The 14,983-nt window shown below is 68.7% G+C and carries 17 protein-coding genes; 2 read left to right on the top strand and 15 right to left on the bottom strand.

Translation table 11 applies throughout. The features are described from left to right. Positions 1-80 precede the first annotated feature (80 nt). From dxr to rpsB, 10 genes are all read right to left on the bottom strand, one after another. Positions 81-1,361, bottom strand: coding sequence for a 1-deoxy-D-xylulose-5-phosphate reductoisomerase (dxr, locus tag AABM36_RS06150; protein WP_423445284.1), 1,281 nt, complete (start codon positions 1,359-1,361; stop codon positions 81-83). 168 nt (positions 1,362-1,529) lie between these two features. Further along, positions 1,530-1,793 carry a GlsB/YeaQ/YmgE family stress response membrane protein gene (locus AABM36_RS06145; protein WP_029603513.1) on the bottom strand — a complete coding sequence of 88 codons (264 nt, stop codon included), beginning with the start codon at positions 1,791-1,793 and terminating at the stop codon, positions 1,530-1,532. Positions 1,794-1,943: 150 nt separating this feature from the next. After that, a complete protein-coding gene (locus AABM36_RS06140) occupies positions 1,944-3,584 on the bottom strand; it encodes a solute symporter family protein (RefSeq protein WP_019310873.1) in 1,641 nt (546 codons plus the stop codon). Continuing rightward, the gene (locus tag AABM36_RS06135) at positions 3,581-3,970 is read right to left on the bottom strand and encodes a DUF485 domain-containing protein (RefSeq protein ID WP_019310872.1); all 390 of its coding nucleotides are present in this window, start codon (positions 3,968-3,970) and stop codon (positions 3,581-3,583) included. The genes AABM36_RS06140 and AABM36_RS06135 overlap by 4 nt, the downstream gene beginning before the upstream one ends. Positions 3,971-4,123: 153 nt before the next feature. Next, positions 4,124-4,804 (bottom strand): DivIVA domain-containing protein, encoded by a 681-nt coding sequence (locus tag AABM36_RS06130; protein ID WP_019310871.1) that lies wholly within the window; start codon positions 4,802-4,804, stop codon positions 4,124-4,126. Between the two features lie 76 nt (positions 4,805-4,880). Next, entirely contained in the window at positions 4,881-5,858 is a 978-nt protein-coding gene (locus AABM36_RS06125; RefSeq protein ID WP_257744947.1) for a phosphatidate cytidylyltransferase, read from the bottom strand. Next, positions 5,858-6,415 (bottom strand): ribosome recycling factor, encoded by a 558-nt coding sequence (gene frr, locus AABM36_RS06120; RefSeq protein WP_019310869.1) that lies wholly within the window; start codon positions 6,413-6,415, stop codon positions 5,858-5,860. The genes AABM36_RS06125 and frr overlap by 1 nt, the downstream gene beginning before the upstream one ends. A gap of 135 nt (positions 6,416-6,550) precedes the next feature. Next, complete coding sequence (gene pyrH, locus AABM36_RS06115; protein ID WP_029603509.1) at positions 6,551-7,282, bottom strand: UMP kinase; 732 nt, start codon at positions 7,280-7,282, stop codon at positions 6,551-6,553. Positions 7,283-7,611: 329 nt separating this feature from the next. Next, the gene (tsf, locus tag AABM36_RS06110) at positions 7,612-8,442 is read right to left on the bottom strand and encodes a translation elongation factor Ts (RefSeq protein ID WP_019310867.1); all 831 of its coding nucleotides are present in this window, start codon (positions 8,440-8,442) and stop codon (positions 7,612-7,614) included. A 113-nt stretch (positions 8,443-8,555) separates the two neighbouring features. Further along, the gene (rpsB, locus tag AABM36_RS06105; RefSeq protein ID WP_019310866.1) at positions 8,556-9,425 is read right to left on the bottom strand and encodes a 30S ribosomal protein S2; all 870 of its coding nucleotides are present in this window, start codon (positions 9,423-9,425) and stop codon (positions 8,556-8,558) included. Between the two features lie 359 nt (positions 9,426-9,784). Between rpsB and AABM36_RS06100 the strand changes: the two genes are divergently transcribed. After that, positions 9,785-10,495 (top strand): M23 family metallopeptidase, encoded by a 711-nt coding sequence (locus tag AABM36_RS06100; RefSeq protein ID WP_423445280.1) that lies wholly within the window; start codon positions 9,785-9,787, stop codon positions 10,493-10,495. A 1,267-nt stretch (positions 10,496-11,762) separates the two neighbouring features. Next, the gene (locus tag AABM36_RS06095) at positions 11,763-12,275 is read left to right on the top strand and encodes a hypothetical protein (protein WP_423445279.1); all 513 of its coding nucleotides are present in this window, start codon (positions 11,763-11,765) and stop codon (positions 12,273-12,275) included. A 64-nt stretch (positions 12,276-12,339) separates the two neighbouring features. Here AABM36_RS06095 and AABM36_RS06090 read toward each other — a convergent pair whose 3' ends face one another. The 5 genes from AABM36_RS06090 to AABM36_RS06070 form a co-directional block, all read right to left on the bottom strand. Next, entirely contained in the window at positions 12,340-13,191 is an 852-nt protein-coding gene (locus AABM36_RS06090) for a phage major capsid protein (protein ID WP_257744951.1), read from the bottom strand. A gap of 225 nt (positions 13,192-13,416) precedes the next feature. Next, the gene (locus tag AABM36_RS06085) at positions 13,417-14,001 is read right to left on the bottom strand and encodes a hypothetical protein (RefSeq protein WP_423445277.1); all 585 of its coding nucleotides are present in this window, start codon (positions 13,999-14,001) and stop codon (positions 13,417-13,419) included. After that, complete coding sequence (locus AABM36_RS06080) at positions 13,998-14,285, bottom strand: hypothetical protein (RefSeq protein WP_423445275.1); 288 nt, start codon at positions 14,283-14,285, stop codon at positions 13,998-14,000. The genes AABM36_RS06085 and AABM36_RS06080 overlap by 4 nt, the downstream gene beginning before the upstream one ends. Beyond that, positions 14,282-14,527 (bottom strand): hypothetical protein, encoded by a 246-nt coding sequence (locus AABM36_RS06075; protein ID WP_423445273.1) that lies wholly within the window; start codon positions 14,525-14,527, stop codon positions 14,282-14,284. Before AABM36_RS06075 ends, AABM36_RS06080 begins: the two co-directional genes overlap by 4 nt. A gap of 130 nt (positions 14,528-14,657) precedes the next feature. Further along, positions 14,658-14,867 (bottom strand): hypothetical protein, encoded by a 210-nt coding sequence (locus AABM36_RS06070; protein WP_423445271.1) that lies wholly within the window; start codon positions 14,865-14,867, stop codon positions 14,658-14,660. Positions 14,868-14,983 lie beyond the last annotated feature (116 nt).

Genomic DNA, 14,983 nt, shown 5'->3' with positions numbered 1-14,983 from the left:
GCGCCTGGCTCCCTCCCCCCCTCGAGCGCCCCCCCGGGCATGGCGACGCCCGCAGTGGGAGTTCGGACTGGCAGACCGGTTCAGCGACCTCCCGCGATCCGTTCGTCCGCGCGCGCCCTGGCCCACGTCTCCGCCTCGAGCACGTCCTCCAGGCGGGGTTCGCGCACGCCGTCGTGCTCGTCGACCACGCGCGAGACCAGCTCGACGATCTGCAGGAATCCGAGCTCCCCGCGGTGGAACGCGTGCACCGCCTGCTCGTTCGCGGCGTTGAACACCGCGGGCCACGTGCCGCCGAGCCCCCCGGCGTGCTTGATCAGCTCCACGGCGGGGAAGGCCTCGGCGTCCAGCGGCTCGAAGGTCCACTCGGCGGCGCGCGTCCAGTCGCACGCGGCGGCCGCACCCGTGACCCGGTGGGGCCACGCGATGCCCAGCGCGATCGGCAGCCGCATGTCCGGCGGCGAGGCCTGCGCGAGAGTGGAGCCGTCCGTGAACTGGACCATGGAGTGCACCACGGACTGGGGGTGGACCGTCACGTCGATCCGCTCGAGCGGGACGTCGAAGAGCAGGCTGGCCTCGAGCACCTCGAGGGCCTTGTTGACCAGGGTCGCGGAATTCGTGGTGACCATGGGGCCCATGTCCCAGGTGGGGTGCCGCAGGGCCTGCTCGGGGCTCACGTGGGCCAGCTGCTCCCGGGTCATGCCGCGAAACGGTCCCCCGGACGCCGTGAGCACCAGACGGTCCACCTCCCCGGCCGTCCCGGAGCGCAGCGCCTGGGCGATCGCGGAGTGCTCGGAGTCCACGGGGATCAGCGCATCCGTGAGACCCGTGGCCGCGGCGGCCGCCGTGACCAGCGGACCGCCCGCGATCAACGACTCCTTGTTGACGAGCGCCACCCGGCGCCCGACCTCCAGGGCCGCCAGCGTGGGCTCCAGACCGATGCTTCCGGTGATGCCGTTGAGGACCACGTCCGCGCCCTCCCACGCGGCCACCTGTGCGGCGGCTCGGGGGCCGTGGAGGATCTCGGGCCGCGGCGCCGGGGAGCGTGCCGCCCGGGCGGCGTCGTCGATCAGCTCACCCAGCCGGGCGGCGTCCTGCGCGGACCCGCTGGTGGCGACGGCCGCCACGCTGAAGTCCACCGCCTGCTGCGCGAGGAGCTCGAGGTGGCCCGCACCCGCGGCGAGGGCGAGGACCTCGAAGGGCGGGTGGGTGACGCCGCCCCCGGGCCGCGTCAGCTGGGCGGCGCCCCGGACGACGTCGAGCGCCTGCGTGCCGATGGACCCCGTGGAGCCGAGGACCACCAGACGGCGGGGAGCCCCACGGGTGGCGCGGTCGAGGTCGGGGGTCATGGCTGCGGAGGTCATGGCACCAGTATGGCGCGCCCGTCCGACCCGCCCTTCCCTGCGCAGAGCCCTGGCGCGCCCGAGATCCGCCCGAGCCACCGGGAGGTGTCGTCACGGCCCTGGACAGACGACAAGGGCGCCACCCGGGGGTGACGCCCTTGCTCAGTGGTCCTCGCGGACCCGTGCGGTTCAGCGACGGCGGCCGACGACGAAACCGTAGATCAGCAGCACGATGATCGCGCCCACGACGGACGTGATGATGGTGCCGAAGCTGATCTCCTGGATCCCGTTGCTCAGACCCGGGATGAACGACCCGAGCCAGCCACCGAGGAACGCGCCCACGATGCCGAGGATCATGGTGACGATGATCCCGCCACCCTGCTTGCCCGGCAGGATCAGCTTGGCGAGAGCGCCAGCGATGATGCCGAGGATGATCCAGCTGAAAATGCCCATTTCTCCACCTCAAGTTTTCGTTGCAAACGCGTGCGGTTGCCCGCAGTCGCTCTGGTCAGCGAACCGTCGCTCAGTGTACTACCAGTTTGGGGGTCTATGGGCTCCGGTGCACCGCGGCGGTCCCTGAAAACCGGGGCCGCCGCGGTGGAGTCAGTGCGAGACGGCCTTCTCGGCGCCCACACCTGTGAGGGAACGCACTTCCATCTCGGACTGCTTGAGGGGATCCTCACGGCGCCGCTCGGTCACCGATCCCAGGAAGCCCAGCAGGAACGAGGCCGGGATGGAGATGATGCCCGGGTTGGACAGCGGGTAGATGGCGAAGTCCGCACCGGGGATCATGGAGGTCTCCGAGCCGGACATCACCGGCGAGAAGACGATCAGCACCACGGAGAGGATCAGCCCGCCGTACATGGACCACACGGCCCCGCGGGTGGTGAAGCGCTTCCAGTACAGGGAGTACAGGATGGTCGGGAGGTTGGCGGAGGCCGCCACCGCGAAGGCCAGCGCCACGAGGAACGCCACGTTCTGCCCCTGGGCGCCGATGCCGCCGGCGATGGAGATCAGACCGATGACCACCACGGTGGTCTTGGCCACGCGCAGCTCCTGGCGCGGGTCCGAGTTCCCCTTCTTGATCACGGACGTGTAGATGTCGTGCGCGAAGGACGCCGACGCCGTGATGGCCAGTCCCGCGACCACGGCCAGGATGGTGGCGAACGCGACCGCCGCGATCAGACCCATGAGCACCGATCCACCGAGCTCGTAGGCCAGCAGGGGTGCTGCGGAGTTCACTCCTCCGGGTGCGCTCTTGATCCGGTCCGCTCCGATGAGGGCGGCGGCACCGAAGCCGAGCACCAGAGTGAAGAGGTAGAACAGGCCGATCAGGGTGATGGCCCACACCACGGACTTCCGGGCCTCTTTGGCCGTGGGGACCGTGTAGAAGCGCATGAGCACGTGGGGCAGCCCCGCCGCGCCGAGCACGAGCGCGAGTCCGAGGGAGATGAAGTCCAGCTTGGAGATCTCGCTCACGCCGTACTTCAGTCCGGGCTCGAGCATCGCGGGGTTGTTGTTGGTCTCCACCGCGGCGCCCATGATGGCCGAGAGGTTGAAGCCGAACATCGCGAGGATCCACACGGTCATCACGGCCACGCCGGTCACGAGCAGGCACGCCTTGATGATCTGCACCCACGTGGTGCCCTTCATTCCGCCCACAAGCACATAGACGATCATGATGACGCCCACGATCACGATCACCAGCGACTGGCCGGCCTTGGAGCTGATGCCCAGCAGGAGGGACACGAGCGCACCCGCGCCCGCCATCTGCGCCAGGAGGTAGAAGAAGGTGACCGCCAGCGTCGAGATGGAGGCCGCCACGCGGACCGGGCGCTGGCGCAGCCGGAACGAGAGGACGTCCGCCATGGTGAACTTACCGGTGTTGCGCAGCGGCTCCGCGATGAGCAGCAGCGCCACGAGCCACGCGACGAAGAAACCGATCGAGTAGAGGAACCCGTCGTAGCCCTGCAGGGCGATGGCCCCCACGATGCCCAGGAACGATGCCGCAGACAGGTAGTCACCGGCAATGGCCAGCCCGTTCTGGGTTCCGGAGAAGGAGCGCCCGCCGGCGTAGTAGTCGGCCGCCGTGGCGGTGGACTTGGACGCCCGGATCACCACCACCAGCGTGACGAGCACGAAGCCCAGGAAGATCGAGATGTTGATCGCGGGGTTGCCCACGGTCGCGGAGCTCTCCTGCGCGAGGTGCACCGCGGGCAGGGACATCGCGGGAACGGCGATCATGGCCGGACCTCCTGGTCGGTCTCGGTCTGCTTGTCGAGGGATGCCTCGAGCTCCTCGCGCAGCGCCGTGGCCTGCGGGTCGAGGGTGCGGTTGGCGAACGCGACGTACGCCGCGGTGATGCCGAACGTGGTGACGAACTGCAGCAGCCCGAGGACGAGCCCCAGGTTGATGTTGCCCGCCACCGGGGTGGACATGAAGCCGGGAGCGTAGATGGCCAGCACCACGTAGAGCAGGTACCAGACCAGGAACGCCACGGCCATGGGGAACACGAAGGACCGGTGGGTCTTGCGCAGGCGCTGGAACTGTTCCGAGCGCTGCACCGCGGGGAAGTCGATGCCGAAGGCTGCCGGGGAGCCGTTCGGGTCGACAGAGGACGTGGATGCCATGAGTGCCTCCTAGTGTGATGGGCACCACACTAGGAGTTGTGTATCCAAAGACACAAGAGGTGGCAGAAAACTGCTGCAATAATCCTTGAAATTACGGGCGAGTCACTGGTGGTCCCTGCAGGCTGTCCGACACTGTGTATACAGAATCGCCGGTCAGGCACCCCTGCCGCGCACCGCGAGCACGAACTCCACCGCGCGGTCCAGGAAGGCGTCCACCTGCTGCTCCTCGTAGCACCGCTGGCCCTGGGCCGGGCGGAACACCGCGTGGCGCAGGAGCTCGGGAGAGACGTCCTCACCGCTGCGCAGCTCCGCCACCAGGCGGTCGCACAGGACGTCCACCTCGGCCGCGGAGTACCCCTGGGTGCGGTGCTTGCGGGGGCGGCGGAAGCGTTCGGAGTGGGGCCGGTTGAGCCGTCCCAGCAGCAGCCCGCCCAGCCACTCCACGTGCTCGTTCCACCGCTGCTCGCCGTGCTCCTCGATGAACACGGTGCGCTCGCGCTCGAACAGCTCGTCCTCCAGCACGTCCAGGTGCGCGTCCACGGCCGCGGGGTCGTAGCCGCCGCGGGCGCGGTCGAAGACCCGCTCGCGCAGCTGCCGGCTGCCCATGCGCCGGTCCCCCACCGCGTGGGAGCCCGTGGCCGGGTCGGTGCCCTCGCCGGAGGGGGTGCGGGCGGCGGAGTCCACCCGCGCGGAAGTGGGCACGGGCTCGGAGGCCGCGGGCGGCGTCGTGGTGGCGCGCAGGGCCTCGAGGCGGTCCAGGAGGTCGTCCACCTGGGCGGTGTCGTAGCCCCACAGCCGGTCGCCGCAGCGGGGGAAACGGTCCTGAGATGTCATGCGAGCCCTTTCGAGAACGAGATCGGGACCGGTCACGCGCGGTGACCGGTCCCGGCAGCGGCGCCCCGGCGTGGCGTCAGGCCAGGGCGCTGAACAGTTCGAAGATGACGTAGCCGGTGATGACCGCGAACAGGATCGAGTCGATCCGGTCCATCACACCGCCGTGGCCCGGCAGCAGGGTCCCCATGTCCTTGATCCCGATCTCGCGCTTGATCATGGACTCGGAGAAGTCCCCCACCGTGGAGACCGCCACGATGGCCACGGCCAGCACCGCACCCTGCCACCACGGCATCTCCAGCAGGAACTCGGCGCACAGCACACCCACCACCACGGCGCCGCCCACGGAGCCGGCGAAACCCTCCCAGGACTTCTTGGGCGAGATCCTGGGAGCCATGGGGTGCTTGCCCCACACCACCCCCACCGCGTAGCCGAAGGTGTCGGAGCTGATGGCCAGGAGGATGACCGTGAGCACCTTCCGGGAGCCGTCCGGCGAGTGGTAGAGCAGCACGGCGGTGCTCAGCAGGAAGGACGCCCACACCAGGGCGAACACGGATCCCATGATCGAGAGCATCATGCCGTGCCGCGGCCCGAAGGCGCGCCACACCACCACGAGCGTGACCGCGAGCACGAGCGCCATGGACAGCGCCTCGCCGCCTCCGAAGAACGCGGCCAGGGGCATGAGCACCGCCGCGATGACGGCGGGAACCTTGGGGATCTGCACGCCCTTGTAGGTCAGGGACCGTGCAACCTCCCACACCCCGATGCCCGACGCGGCCCCGGCCAGCAGGGCCAGCACCAGCGGAACGTAGAACAGGCCGGTGAGCAGCGTGGCGATCAGCACCACCGCCACCGTCACGGCCGCGGGCAGGTTGCGTCCCGCACGGGACGGCGCCCTGTGCTCGGAGCTGCGGTGGAAGGGACGCGCGAGGACGTGGCGCAGGGAGCCGGTGGCCAGCGGGTCCCGGTCGCGCTGCGGCACGCCCTGCCCCGCGGGCGCCGTGGGGGCGGTCGCGGGGTGCGTGGTGGGCGCGGAGTCGGAATCTGGCGAGGCCATCAGGCGCCGAGCAGTTCGGCTTCCTTGTTCTTGAGAAGCTCGTCCACCTGGTCGATGTGCTTCTTGGTGGCGGCGTCGAGATCCTTCTCACCGCGCTTGCCGTCGTCCTCGCCCACGTCCCCGTCCTTGACGAACTTCTCGATGGACTCCTTGGCGTGGCGGCGGATGTTGCGCACCGACACCCGGGCCTCCTCGGCCTTGGCGTGGACGATCTTCACGTACTCCTTGCGGCGCTCCTCGGTGAGCTCGGGCATGACCACGCGGATCACGTTGCCGTCGTTCGCGGGGTTGGCGCCGATGTCCGAGTCCCGCAGGGCCTTCTCGATGTCGTTGAGCGCGCTGCGGTCGTAGGGCGTGATGAGCAGCGTGCGGGCCTCGGGCGTCTGGAAGGACGCCAGCTGCTGCAGCGGGGTGGGCGTGCCGTAGTACTCCACGAGCAGGCTCGAGAACAGGGCCGGGTTCGCGCGGCCGGTGCGCACCGTGGAGAAGTCGGTCTTCGCCGCGTCCACCGCCTTGCCCATCTTGGTGGTGGCCTCCGAGAGGACGTCTGAAATCACGGGTGGTTCTCCTTATGCGACGGCCGCGGTCGTCTGGCACCGGCGGCAACGGAACGTGGTCTCCACTCTAACGGTCGCGCCCGGGTGGTCGCGCCCGCCGCCCGGGCTCTCGTGCGCCGCGGGCTGCTCGTCCGGTCAGGCCGTGACGAGGGTGCCGATCTCCTCGCCCAGCACCGCACGGGTCACGTTGCCCGCGCCCTCCATGCCGAACACGCGCATGGTCACGTGGTTGTCCCGGCACAGGGCGAACGCGGTCTGGTCCATCACGCGGATGTCCCTGGCCAGGGCCTCGTCGTAGGTCAGGCTCGCGAGGCGCTGCGCGTCCGGGTCCTTGCGGGGGTCCGCGGTGTAGACGCCGTCCACTCCGTTCTTGGCCATCAGCACCTCGGTGGCGTGCACCTCCAGGGCACGCTGGGCGGCCACGGTGTCGGTGGAGAAGTAGGGCAGTCCGGCACCCGCACCGAAGATGACCACGCGGTCCTTCTCCATGTGTCGGATGGCCCGGCGCGGAATGTAGGTCTCCGCGACCTGCTCCATCTTGATCGCGGACTGCACGCGCGTGTCCACCCCGCACTGCTCCAGGAAGTCCTGCAGCGCCAGGCAGTTCATCACGGTGCCCAGCATGCCCATGTAGTCCGCCCGCGAGCGGTCCATCCCGGCCTGGGAGAGCTCGGCGCCGCGGAAGAAGTTGCCGCCGCCCACCACGATGGAGGTCTCCACCTGGCCCACGGTCGCGGCGATCTGCTCGGCGATCTGGCGCACCACGGTGGTGTCCACGCCCACGCTGCCGCCGCCGAAGACCTCGCCCGAGAGCTTCAGCAGGACCCTGCGGCGCGCCGGCTCGGCGCGGCGGGAGTCGCGGCTCATGCGGATCGCCTCGTCCTGGGGCTCGGATTCGTTGGTGGTGGGCATGGATCCTCCCGGGGGCGATGAGTCGTCAGGGCAGTGGTCGAGCTGGTCGTCGGACCCGTCCGCAGGACGTGTCCCCGCCCTCGGGCGGCAGAGCGGACACATCGCGTCCGTCACGGGCTCGGCAGACCGCCCTCCAGCATACAGAAACGGCGGGGCACCCCGGTCTCCCGGGTGGTGCCCCGCCGTCACGGGGTGCGGTGGCGCCGCGGTCTCCCGCGGACGACGCCGCTGCGGGCCGTCAGCGCGTCACGTGCGTGCAGCGCCGGGCCCGGTGGGGTCGTGGATCAGGCTCCCACGCGGAACCGCGCGAAGGCGGTGGCGGTGGCGCCGGCCTCGGACAGCACCTGGCCCACGGTCTTCTTGGAGTCCTTGGCGAAGTCCTGGTCCACCAGCACGACGTCCTTGTAGTAGCCCTTGAGGCGGCCCTGGACGATGTTCGGGATGATCTTGTCGGGCTTGCCCTCGTTGCGGGCGGTCTCCTCGGCCACGCGCTTCTCGTTCTCCACCGTCTCGGCGGGAACGTCCTCCTCGGAGAGGAACGCCGGGGACATCGCGGCGATGTGCACCGCGACGTCGTGGGCGGCGGTCTCCGCCTCGGAGCCGGACACGGCCAGCAGGACGCCCACCTGGGCGGGGAGGTCCTTGGAGGTCTTGTGCAGGTACACGGCCACGTGGTCACCGGCCACGCGGGCCACGCGACGCACGACGACCTTCTCACCGAGCAGCGCACCGGTCTCGGTCACGAGCTCGGAGACGGGCGTGCCGTCCACCTCAGCCGCGAGCAGCGAGTCCAGGTCCGCGGCGTCGGCGGCCACGGCGGCGTCGAGCACCTTGTTGCCGAACTCCACGAACGGCGCGGACTTGGCCACGAAGTCGGTCTCGGAGTTGACCTCGACCATGTAGCCCACGTTGTTCTCCGTGCGAGCCACCACGATGCCCTCGGCGGTGGAGCGGCCCTCGCGCTTGGTCACACCCTTGAGACCCTTGACGCGGATGATCTCCTGGGCCTTCTGGGCGTCGCCGTCGGCCTCGTCCAGCGCCTTCTTGACGTCCAGCATGCCAGCGCCCGTGCGCTCGCGCAGGGCCTTGATGTCAGCAGCGGTGTAGTTCGCCATGTGAACTCCTCTGTTGTCGGTTGTGTCCGCCCGGGCGTCCGTGGACGCCCGGGCGGGTCCGGTCACCATCGTGGGTCACCGGGGAGAATGGAAGGTGAACACCTTCCGCGGCCTCACTCGGCGGCGGGGGCGTCCTTCTGCTCGGTCTCGGCGGGAGCGGCCGGGGCGGCCTGCTCGGCGGCGGGAGCCTCAGCGGCCGGGGCGGCCTGCTCGGACTTCTGCCCCTCGTGCTGCTCGAGCAGCTCGCGCTCCCACTCGGCCATGGGCTCCTCGGCGGCGTTGGACTTGCCGTTGTGGCGCTCCATGAGGCCCTCGGCCACGGCGTCCGCGACCACGCGGGTCAGCAGGGAGACGGAGCGGATGGAGTCGTCGTTGCCCGGGATGGGGAACGCGACCTCGTCCGGATCGCAGTTGGTGTCCAGGATCGCGACGATCGGCACACCGAGCTTCTGGGCCTCGTCGACCGCGAGGTGCTCCTTCTTGGTGTCCACGATCCAGATCAGGGACGGGGTCTTGGTGAGGTTGCGGATGCCACCGAGGGTGCGCTCCAGCTTCTCCTTCTCGCGGCGCAGCAGCAGCAGTTCCTTCTTGGTGTACTGCGAGCCGGCGACGTCGTCGAAGTCGACCTCTTCCAGTTCCTTCATGCGGTCGATGCGCTTGGAGACCGTCTGGAAGTTGGTGAGCATGCCACCGAGCCAGCGGTGGTTCACGTAGGGCATGCCCACGCGGGTGGCCTGCTCGGCAATGGCCTCCTGGGCCTGCTTCTTGGTGCCGACGAACAGGATGGTGCCGCCGTGGGCGACCGTGGCCTTGACAGCCTCGTAGGCCTTGTCGATGAAGCCCAGCGACTGCTGCAGGTCGATGATGTAGATGCCGTTGCGCTCGGTGAAGATGAAGCGCTTCATCTTAGGGTTCCAGCGACGGGTCTGGTGACCGAAGTGGACGCCGTTGTCGAGCATCTGGCGCATGGTAACGACAGGCATGTCGTCTCCTCATGAGTATCCGGCGGCCCGGGGGCCACCGTGGGTTGACGGTTGTCGACCGGACGTGCCGGTCCCTGGCGCGATGCGCGGACCGTGCTCGTGGAGCGGGTCCGACGTGCCCCGTACCGGTTCCACAGGCGGATCCGGACCGAGGGGCACGCACCCGGAGGGAACGGATCCGTTCCGGGTTCCTTCGCGCGCGAAGTCAGTTCCCTGCTGCCACGCCCACCCGCGAACGGGCATGCGCATCTGATGGCAGGGCAACTGCACAGGCCAGTCTAGCGCATCACGCGGCACCTCCGCTCCACATCGCGCGCTCCTCCCCCGGCAGCACGACGCCGCCGCGCCACCCTGGTTCCATGCCTCACCCGCTCCGCTCGGTCACCGCCCCGACCACCCACGCCCCCACTCCTGCTTCGGCACACATCGCCGGGCCGGTTGCCCTGAACGCCGGGACCGGCGAGACCGGCCGACCGCCGGTCCCCACCGTGGGGCCGGTGGCCCGTCCTCGCGGGGACGTGCACCGCAGGCTTCCCGGACGACCTTCGGCCACGGGCACGGCGCGTCCCGGGCCACGGTGGCTCGCCCTGGGCCTCGCGGCTCTCCTCACGGCCCTGTTCGTGCTGGGTGCCTTTCCCGCGGCTGCGGCCGGAGCCGGCTGGACATGGCCGGTGTCTCCCCGCCCGGGCGTCGAGCGTTCCTTCGAGGCACCGGCCCAGAAGTGGCTGCCGGGTCACCGCGGGGTGGATCTCGCCGCACCTCCGGGAACTCCCGTCCGCTCCCCCGTTGCGGGAGTCGTGAGCTTCTCGGGCGTGGTGGTGGACCGCGAGGTGCTCACGATCGACCACGGGGACGGGCGGAAGTCCTCGTTCGAGCCGGTCACCGCACTCGTGCACGAGGGCGATCACGTGACGCGCGGGCAGGTGGTGGCGAGTGTGGCGGCCCCGGGTCACGGGCCGCGCGGGAGCAGCCTGCACTGGGGCGTCCGGCAGGACGGCGAGTACGTGAACCCGTTGCAGTTCGTGGTGGACCTGCGCCCCTCCGTGCTGCTGCCCGTGCCGGATGCCTAGCGCACGGCGCCCGCTGCCCGACCGTTACGGGGGTGGCCCCGCCCGCGGGTCACGGATACGCGAAAGGCCCCCGACCGCCGTCGAGGGCCTTCGTCCGGTGCCGTTCGCGCGTGACCACCGGCGTGTAGGGCGGGTGGGGCTTGAACCCACGACCCAAGGATTATGAGCGACCCCATTCAGATGGGTACTCCGGCATTCCTTCACATAGCCGCGACCGCAGGGCCGTGCGGCCAGCGTAACTATCCACGTTGATTCGGGCTGGTCGTCATATGGCGGTAAAAGATGGGTAAAAGGTGGGATGTAGGGAACCCCCGGTAGCCCGCATCCTTTTTCGGTGACACGGCGACACGTCCCCCACCATCGCAGCCCGCCCGGGAAAGTGGTGAGGCAATGGTCGCAGCGGCGCGCCACCCGGGCGCGCCCGGCTCACGATAGGAGACAAGCCCATGAGCAACCCCCATACCACTCACTACCGCGTGAAGGCCACAGGCACAGTGATGGAAGCAGTTGGGAGGCACGGATCACGGCCGGCCCCCGAGTACCTCAGCACCGCCCGGGAACTGAACATGTGGGTAGTTCGGCTACTCGACCAGGAGACGGGCGAGATCCGCACGTTCCGGCTCGACGCCGTGGAGCCCGCTGAAGGGTAATGTCCGAGCCGTGGCCGCGCCCCCGTACCCTGCCTAATCAGCAGGGTATGGGGGCATTGCCCCTCCCCGCTCGTCCCGGCGACGCCGCAGCTCCTCGATCCAGTCGCACGTGTCGTGGATCCTGTCCGCGATCCTTCGGGCGTCCGAAACCTCCAGCAACCGGAACCGGGAACCGATCGCCACCCGGACCCGCAGCCGGTCACGCTGCTGATCCACCCCCACCCGCCACTTCGGGACAGACATTCTCTCCACGATCAGACTCCTCCGGTCAGACGATGTAAAAGCAGGAGACCCACCCCGCGGGCACCACGGCCCAGAACCCGGGGCACGGCCCATGTGTACGCGAAAAACCCCGGAAACACGCGGTACAAGCCCACCCGCAGAAGCCCACAAACCGGGCTCAGAAGCACCCTGCATCGCCCCAGGTCAGACGCACCATAAACGGTGTGCAAACCCTGGGGAGGGATACGTCTATGCCGGGGGCGACGCACGGACCCCACCCGGGAGGGGCATGGGGGTGGGGCGTCGGGGGGCGCGCAGCGACCTCTCGGTGCCGCAATACGTATGATGCATATGCATCTAAAGATGTGCTTTGGCGCACAACACAAGGAGAATCGATGGAGACCAGCGAGTGGCCGGGCAAAGAGATCCACGACAAGATCAAGTACCTGGATGAGCGCGTAACCCGAGTTCGGAGCCGAGTAAACGGGGCACAACTCGACAAGGCCCTCAGTGGGCTCCTGGACGCGGATGACGTCGATTGGGGCTGGTACACCCTCAACGCGGATGAAGATATTAAGAACGGCGGGGCAGTCCACATCATCGCGGGCACTCTGCTCTATACCCTGCCCTGGACGTTGGGTCATTCGGTCTACCACGGCTACGCAATCCCCGGTAAACTGCGCGTCGAATCCTTGCGGGTGCGTAGCGTGGAGGTCGAACAGCAGTATCGCCCCCGTGGGGAGGAGGCACCCGATGACCCGCCTCTCCGAGTGCATGTTCGGCTGGAACGCAAGGAGGGCGAGCCCCTCGAATTTGGAACGGACTGGCATTCCTACTATGGAACGGATGAACCCGCTGGCAAGGTGATATTGGCGGTCGCCAAGAAGCTGGCTGCGCAAGCTAAGTAACCACGGTCGTGAGTGTGACGCGCCCCGCACCCGTGATGGTGCGGGGCGCTGTCGTCCTCATGGGTCAGGCCGCGGCCGTGGTCATGCGAACAACTCGGGCGGGGTCAGCGAATCCCCACGCCGCCCGCATGGTGGTGCGGACGCTGATGCGGTCACTGGACCAGTGGGGCGCGTCGCTGGTCTCCACGGTGGCATCACGGCGGACCACAGCGATCACCGCGGAGTTGTCCACGGCGTACGCGGTGCCGGCGGTGAGCTGCGGGGCCACGATCAGGGGCAGTCCGTTGACGGTGGTGACACCGGGCTGGTTCTGCTCGATCAGCGACTGGTTGGAGCCGGTGGCCGTCTTCAGGGTCGCGATGGTCAGCGCGTCCTCGGGAGACACGATGTAGGCGGTGGCGGTGCCCCCGAGCTGGGCGATCGAGTACGCGGCGGCCACGAAGCTGTCCAGGTCGGTGAGGTCGAGGGTGGCTTCGGTCGCGCCGGTCAGTCCAGCGAGTCCGGTGGGCTCGGGCTTGGACAGGGACGGGACGTTCTTGGAGTTCAGGAACGAGTTGTCCAGCCGCTCACGAATCCCGCGGATCATGGACTGGCCCAGCAGCTCCTGGGCGGCGGGGTCGGAGTCCTCGGCGGATTCGCGGGTGAGGTCCGAGAGGGCGGCGACCTTCGAGGGCACGATCACCTCGTCGCCCACGGCGATGTCGGTGGCGGGGATCTCCGCGCCTTCGGCGACCCACGCGGCGGTGGCGTGGCGGGTGATCCGCGGGAACCGGATCTGCCGGTTGCCGGTAATGACCGTGCGGGAAACCGCAGGGTTGAACAGGATGCTCGTCTCCACGAGCGGGGTGATGAGGAGGTCCTGGGCGACCTGCTCGGGGATGATCGGGGAAAGATCCTTGCTGAAAAGCGTTGACATACGAAAGCCCTCCTTGGGCTGAATGTGAATACACAGGGTTTGTGTGTTCTCCAACGGTTCGGGCCAGCCGAATGGGTGTTGGTGTTCTCCAGCCTGGGAGGACGTGAACGTTATGTTGTTGTGCGAGATTCCGCCTGGGAATCTTTTTTCAGTCTATCGCGGGGATAAGATGGTCCGCCACTTTCCGGGGGTGGATAGTGGCGGCCCACCTGTTATTGCTCGGGGTTATTTGGTGAGCACGTCACCCCAGGTTGATCCACCCTTGGCCTTGTCCCCGAAGGGGTTGGCGTACCGGTCAGCCAACGCCCGGGCGGCTTCGACGGCGGAGACCCCGCCGAAGTTCCCGGATCGGGTGCGCCCGTACTTCTCCCCGAGCCCGTCGTCCAGGGCTCGGATCTTCTCCGGGTCGGGCCTGCCGTCCTCGTCCGTGAGGTCTTCGAGGGTGTGGCCGGCGGCGGTGAACGCATCGAACGTGACGCTCATGCCCCGCTGAACGATGTCCCGTGCCATGCCCTGCTTGAAGCGGTCGAGGTCCCCGCGTGCGGTGTCCAGTTCGGCCTGGAGGGCCTCGGCTCGTTCGGTGGCTTCCCGTGCGGTGACACGGCGTTCTGCGGCCTCCCGGCGTGCCTTGGCGAGCTGCTTCTCCAGGGGCGTGGACTGCTCATCCTTCTCCTCGGCCTGGGGCTGCTCGGTGTCCTGGGCGTCGTCCTCCGGCTGCTCCGGTGTGGTGCCCTGGGGGTTCTCGTGCTGCTCGGTGGGGGCGGTGTCCTCGTCGTGCAGCTCGTCCTGCGTGGTGGTGGTCTCGGTCATCGGTTGTCCTTCGTGGTCTGGGCGGCGCGCACGATGGCAGCCGCGAGCTTCTCGGGGTCCAGGTTGTTCTTCTTGTCCAGGAGATTCCTCGGGGTGGTGGCGGTCCAGATGTCGGACGGCCCCAGCCCGCACCGCCACGCGAGTTCTCCGACGAAACGGGCCTGTTCCCGAGAGAGGGACGGTTCGGTTCGGCGGGGCTCCACGGGGCCGGGAAGCTCGGTCGCCGCGATCGCGTCCGCGAGAGCCTTCCGCATGTTCTCCGCACTGGGAGTGGTGATGGTCATACCAGTTCCCCCCGGCGTCCGAGCTCGTCCGCGAGGGCGTCCCGGGCGTGCTGCTCGTGGACGGTCAGCTGCGTGAGCTTGTCCTCCAGGACCCAGCGGCGGAACCGCGGCTCGTGAAGTCCGCGGACCCCGAGAATCAACGGCACCCCGTTGTCCGTCCACGCCACTACCCGGTGGTGTCGGGGTTCGCACCCGGTGCGGATTTCCTTGACGCGGATCAAGTCGTTCGTGTTGAGGATCATGCTTTTTCCAATCTGTGCTGCAGTTGTGCGAGCTGTCGCCGGATATCCGGTAGCGCCCATTGCGGGATGAAAACGGTGGCGTTCTCCGTGGTGATGAACACGCCGGCCTTCTTGTTCTGCGAACCGGGGGTCAGTCGGAGCGTCCGCGGTTCTTGTGGGAGTCCCATTCCTCCACCTCCTCCCGCTGCTCGTAGAGGTCCACCATCCGGTCGGAGATCTCCAGTACCCGGTCCAGGGGAACGAACGCTTTGACGAACGGTCCGAGCATCAACGCGATGCCGTCCACGGGGTTCGTGTCGCGGTCCCAGACGTAGGGCACGGCGCGCAGTTTCTTGCTCACGAGTGCCCCCCGTTGGTGAGGAGGACACGGGCGGTGTCCCGGTCGGTGACGTGTGTGGTGTGGTCCCACCCGTCGTGCCAGTTCACGGGGCAAGCGGTGATTTTGTGCGCCGCCCG

The organism is Kocuria sp. KSNUG, assembly GCF_049532735.1.
Lineage (GTDB): Bacteria > Actinomycetota > Actinomycetes > Actinomycetales > Micrococcaceae > Kocuria > Kocuria rhizophila.
The sequence above is the reverse complement of the archived record's forward strand: the minus strand, read 5'-3'. Positions and strand labels throughout refer to the sequence as shown.

Excerpts from the sequence above, each read along its gene's own strand:
- tsf (WP_019310867.1), bottom strand. The coding sequence starts at position 8,442 with ATGGCGAACTACACCGCTGCTGACATCAAGGCCCTGCGCGAGCGCACG.
- AABM36_RS06130 (WP_019310871.1), bottom strand. The coding sequence starts at position 4,804 with ATGACATCTCAGGACCGTTTCCCCCGCTGCGGCGACCGGCTGTGGGGC.
- AABM36_RS06075 (WP_423445273.1), bottom strand. The coding sequence starts at position 14,527 with ATGATCCTCAACACGAACGACTTGATCCGCGTCAAGGAAATCCGCACC.
- rpsB (WP_019310866.1), bottom strand. The coding sequence starts at position 9,425 with ATGCCTGTCGTTACCATGCGCCAGATGCTCGACAACGGCGTCCACTTC.
- dxr (WP_423445284.1), bottom strand. The coding sequence starts at position 1,361 with ATGACCTCCGCAGCCATGACCCCCGACCTCGACCGCGCCACCCGTGGG.
- AABM36_RS06095 (WP_423445279.1), top strand. The coding sequence starts at position 11,763 with ATGGAGACCAGCGAGTGGCCGGGCAAAGAGATCCACGACAAGATCAAG.
- AABM36_RS06090 (WP_257744951.1), bottom strand. The coding sequence starts at position 13,191 with ATGTCAACGCTTTTCAGCAAGGATCTTTCCCCGATCATCCCCGAGCAG.
- AABM36_RS06145 (WP_029603513.1), bottom strand. The coding sequence starts at position 1,793 with ATGGGCATTTTCAGCTGGATCATCCTCGGCATCATCGCTGGCGCTCTC.
- pyrH (WP_029603509.1), bottom strand. The coding sequence starts at position 7,282 with ATGAGCCGCGACTCCCGCCGCGCCGAGCCGGCGCGCCGCAGGGTCCTG.
- AABM36_RS06080 (WP_423445275.1), bottom strand. The coding sequence starts at position 14,285 with ATGACCATCACCACTCCCAGTGCGGAGAACATGCGGAAGGCTCTCGCG.
- AABM36_RS06140 (WP_019310873.1), bottom strand. The coding sequence starts at position 3,584 with ATGATCGCCGTTCCCGCGATGTCCCTGCCCGCGGTGCACCTCGCGCAG.
- AABM36_RS06135 (WP_019310872.1), bottom strand. The coding sequence starts at position 3,970 with ATGGCATCCACGTCCTCTGTCGACCCGAACGGCTCCCCGGCAGCCTTC.
- AABM36_RS06125 (WP_257744947.1), bottom strand. The coding sequence starts at position 5,858 with ATGGCCTCGCCAGATTCCGACTCCGCGCCCACCACGCACCCCGCGACC.
- AABM36_RS06100 (WP_423445280.1), top strand. The coding sequence starts at position 9,785 with ATGCCTCACCCGCTCCGCTCGGTCACCGCCCCGACCACCCACGCCCCC.
- AABM36_RS06085 (WP_423445277.1), bottom strand. The coding sequence starts at position 14,001 with ATGACCGAGACCACCACCACGCAGGACGAGCTGCACGACGAGGACACC.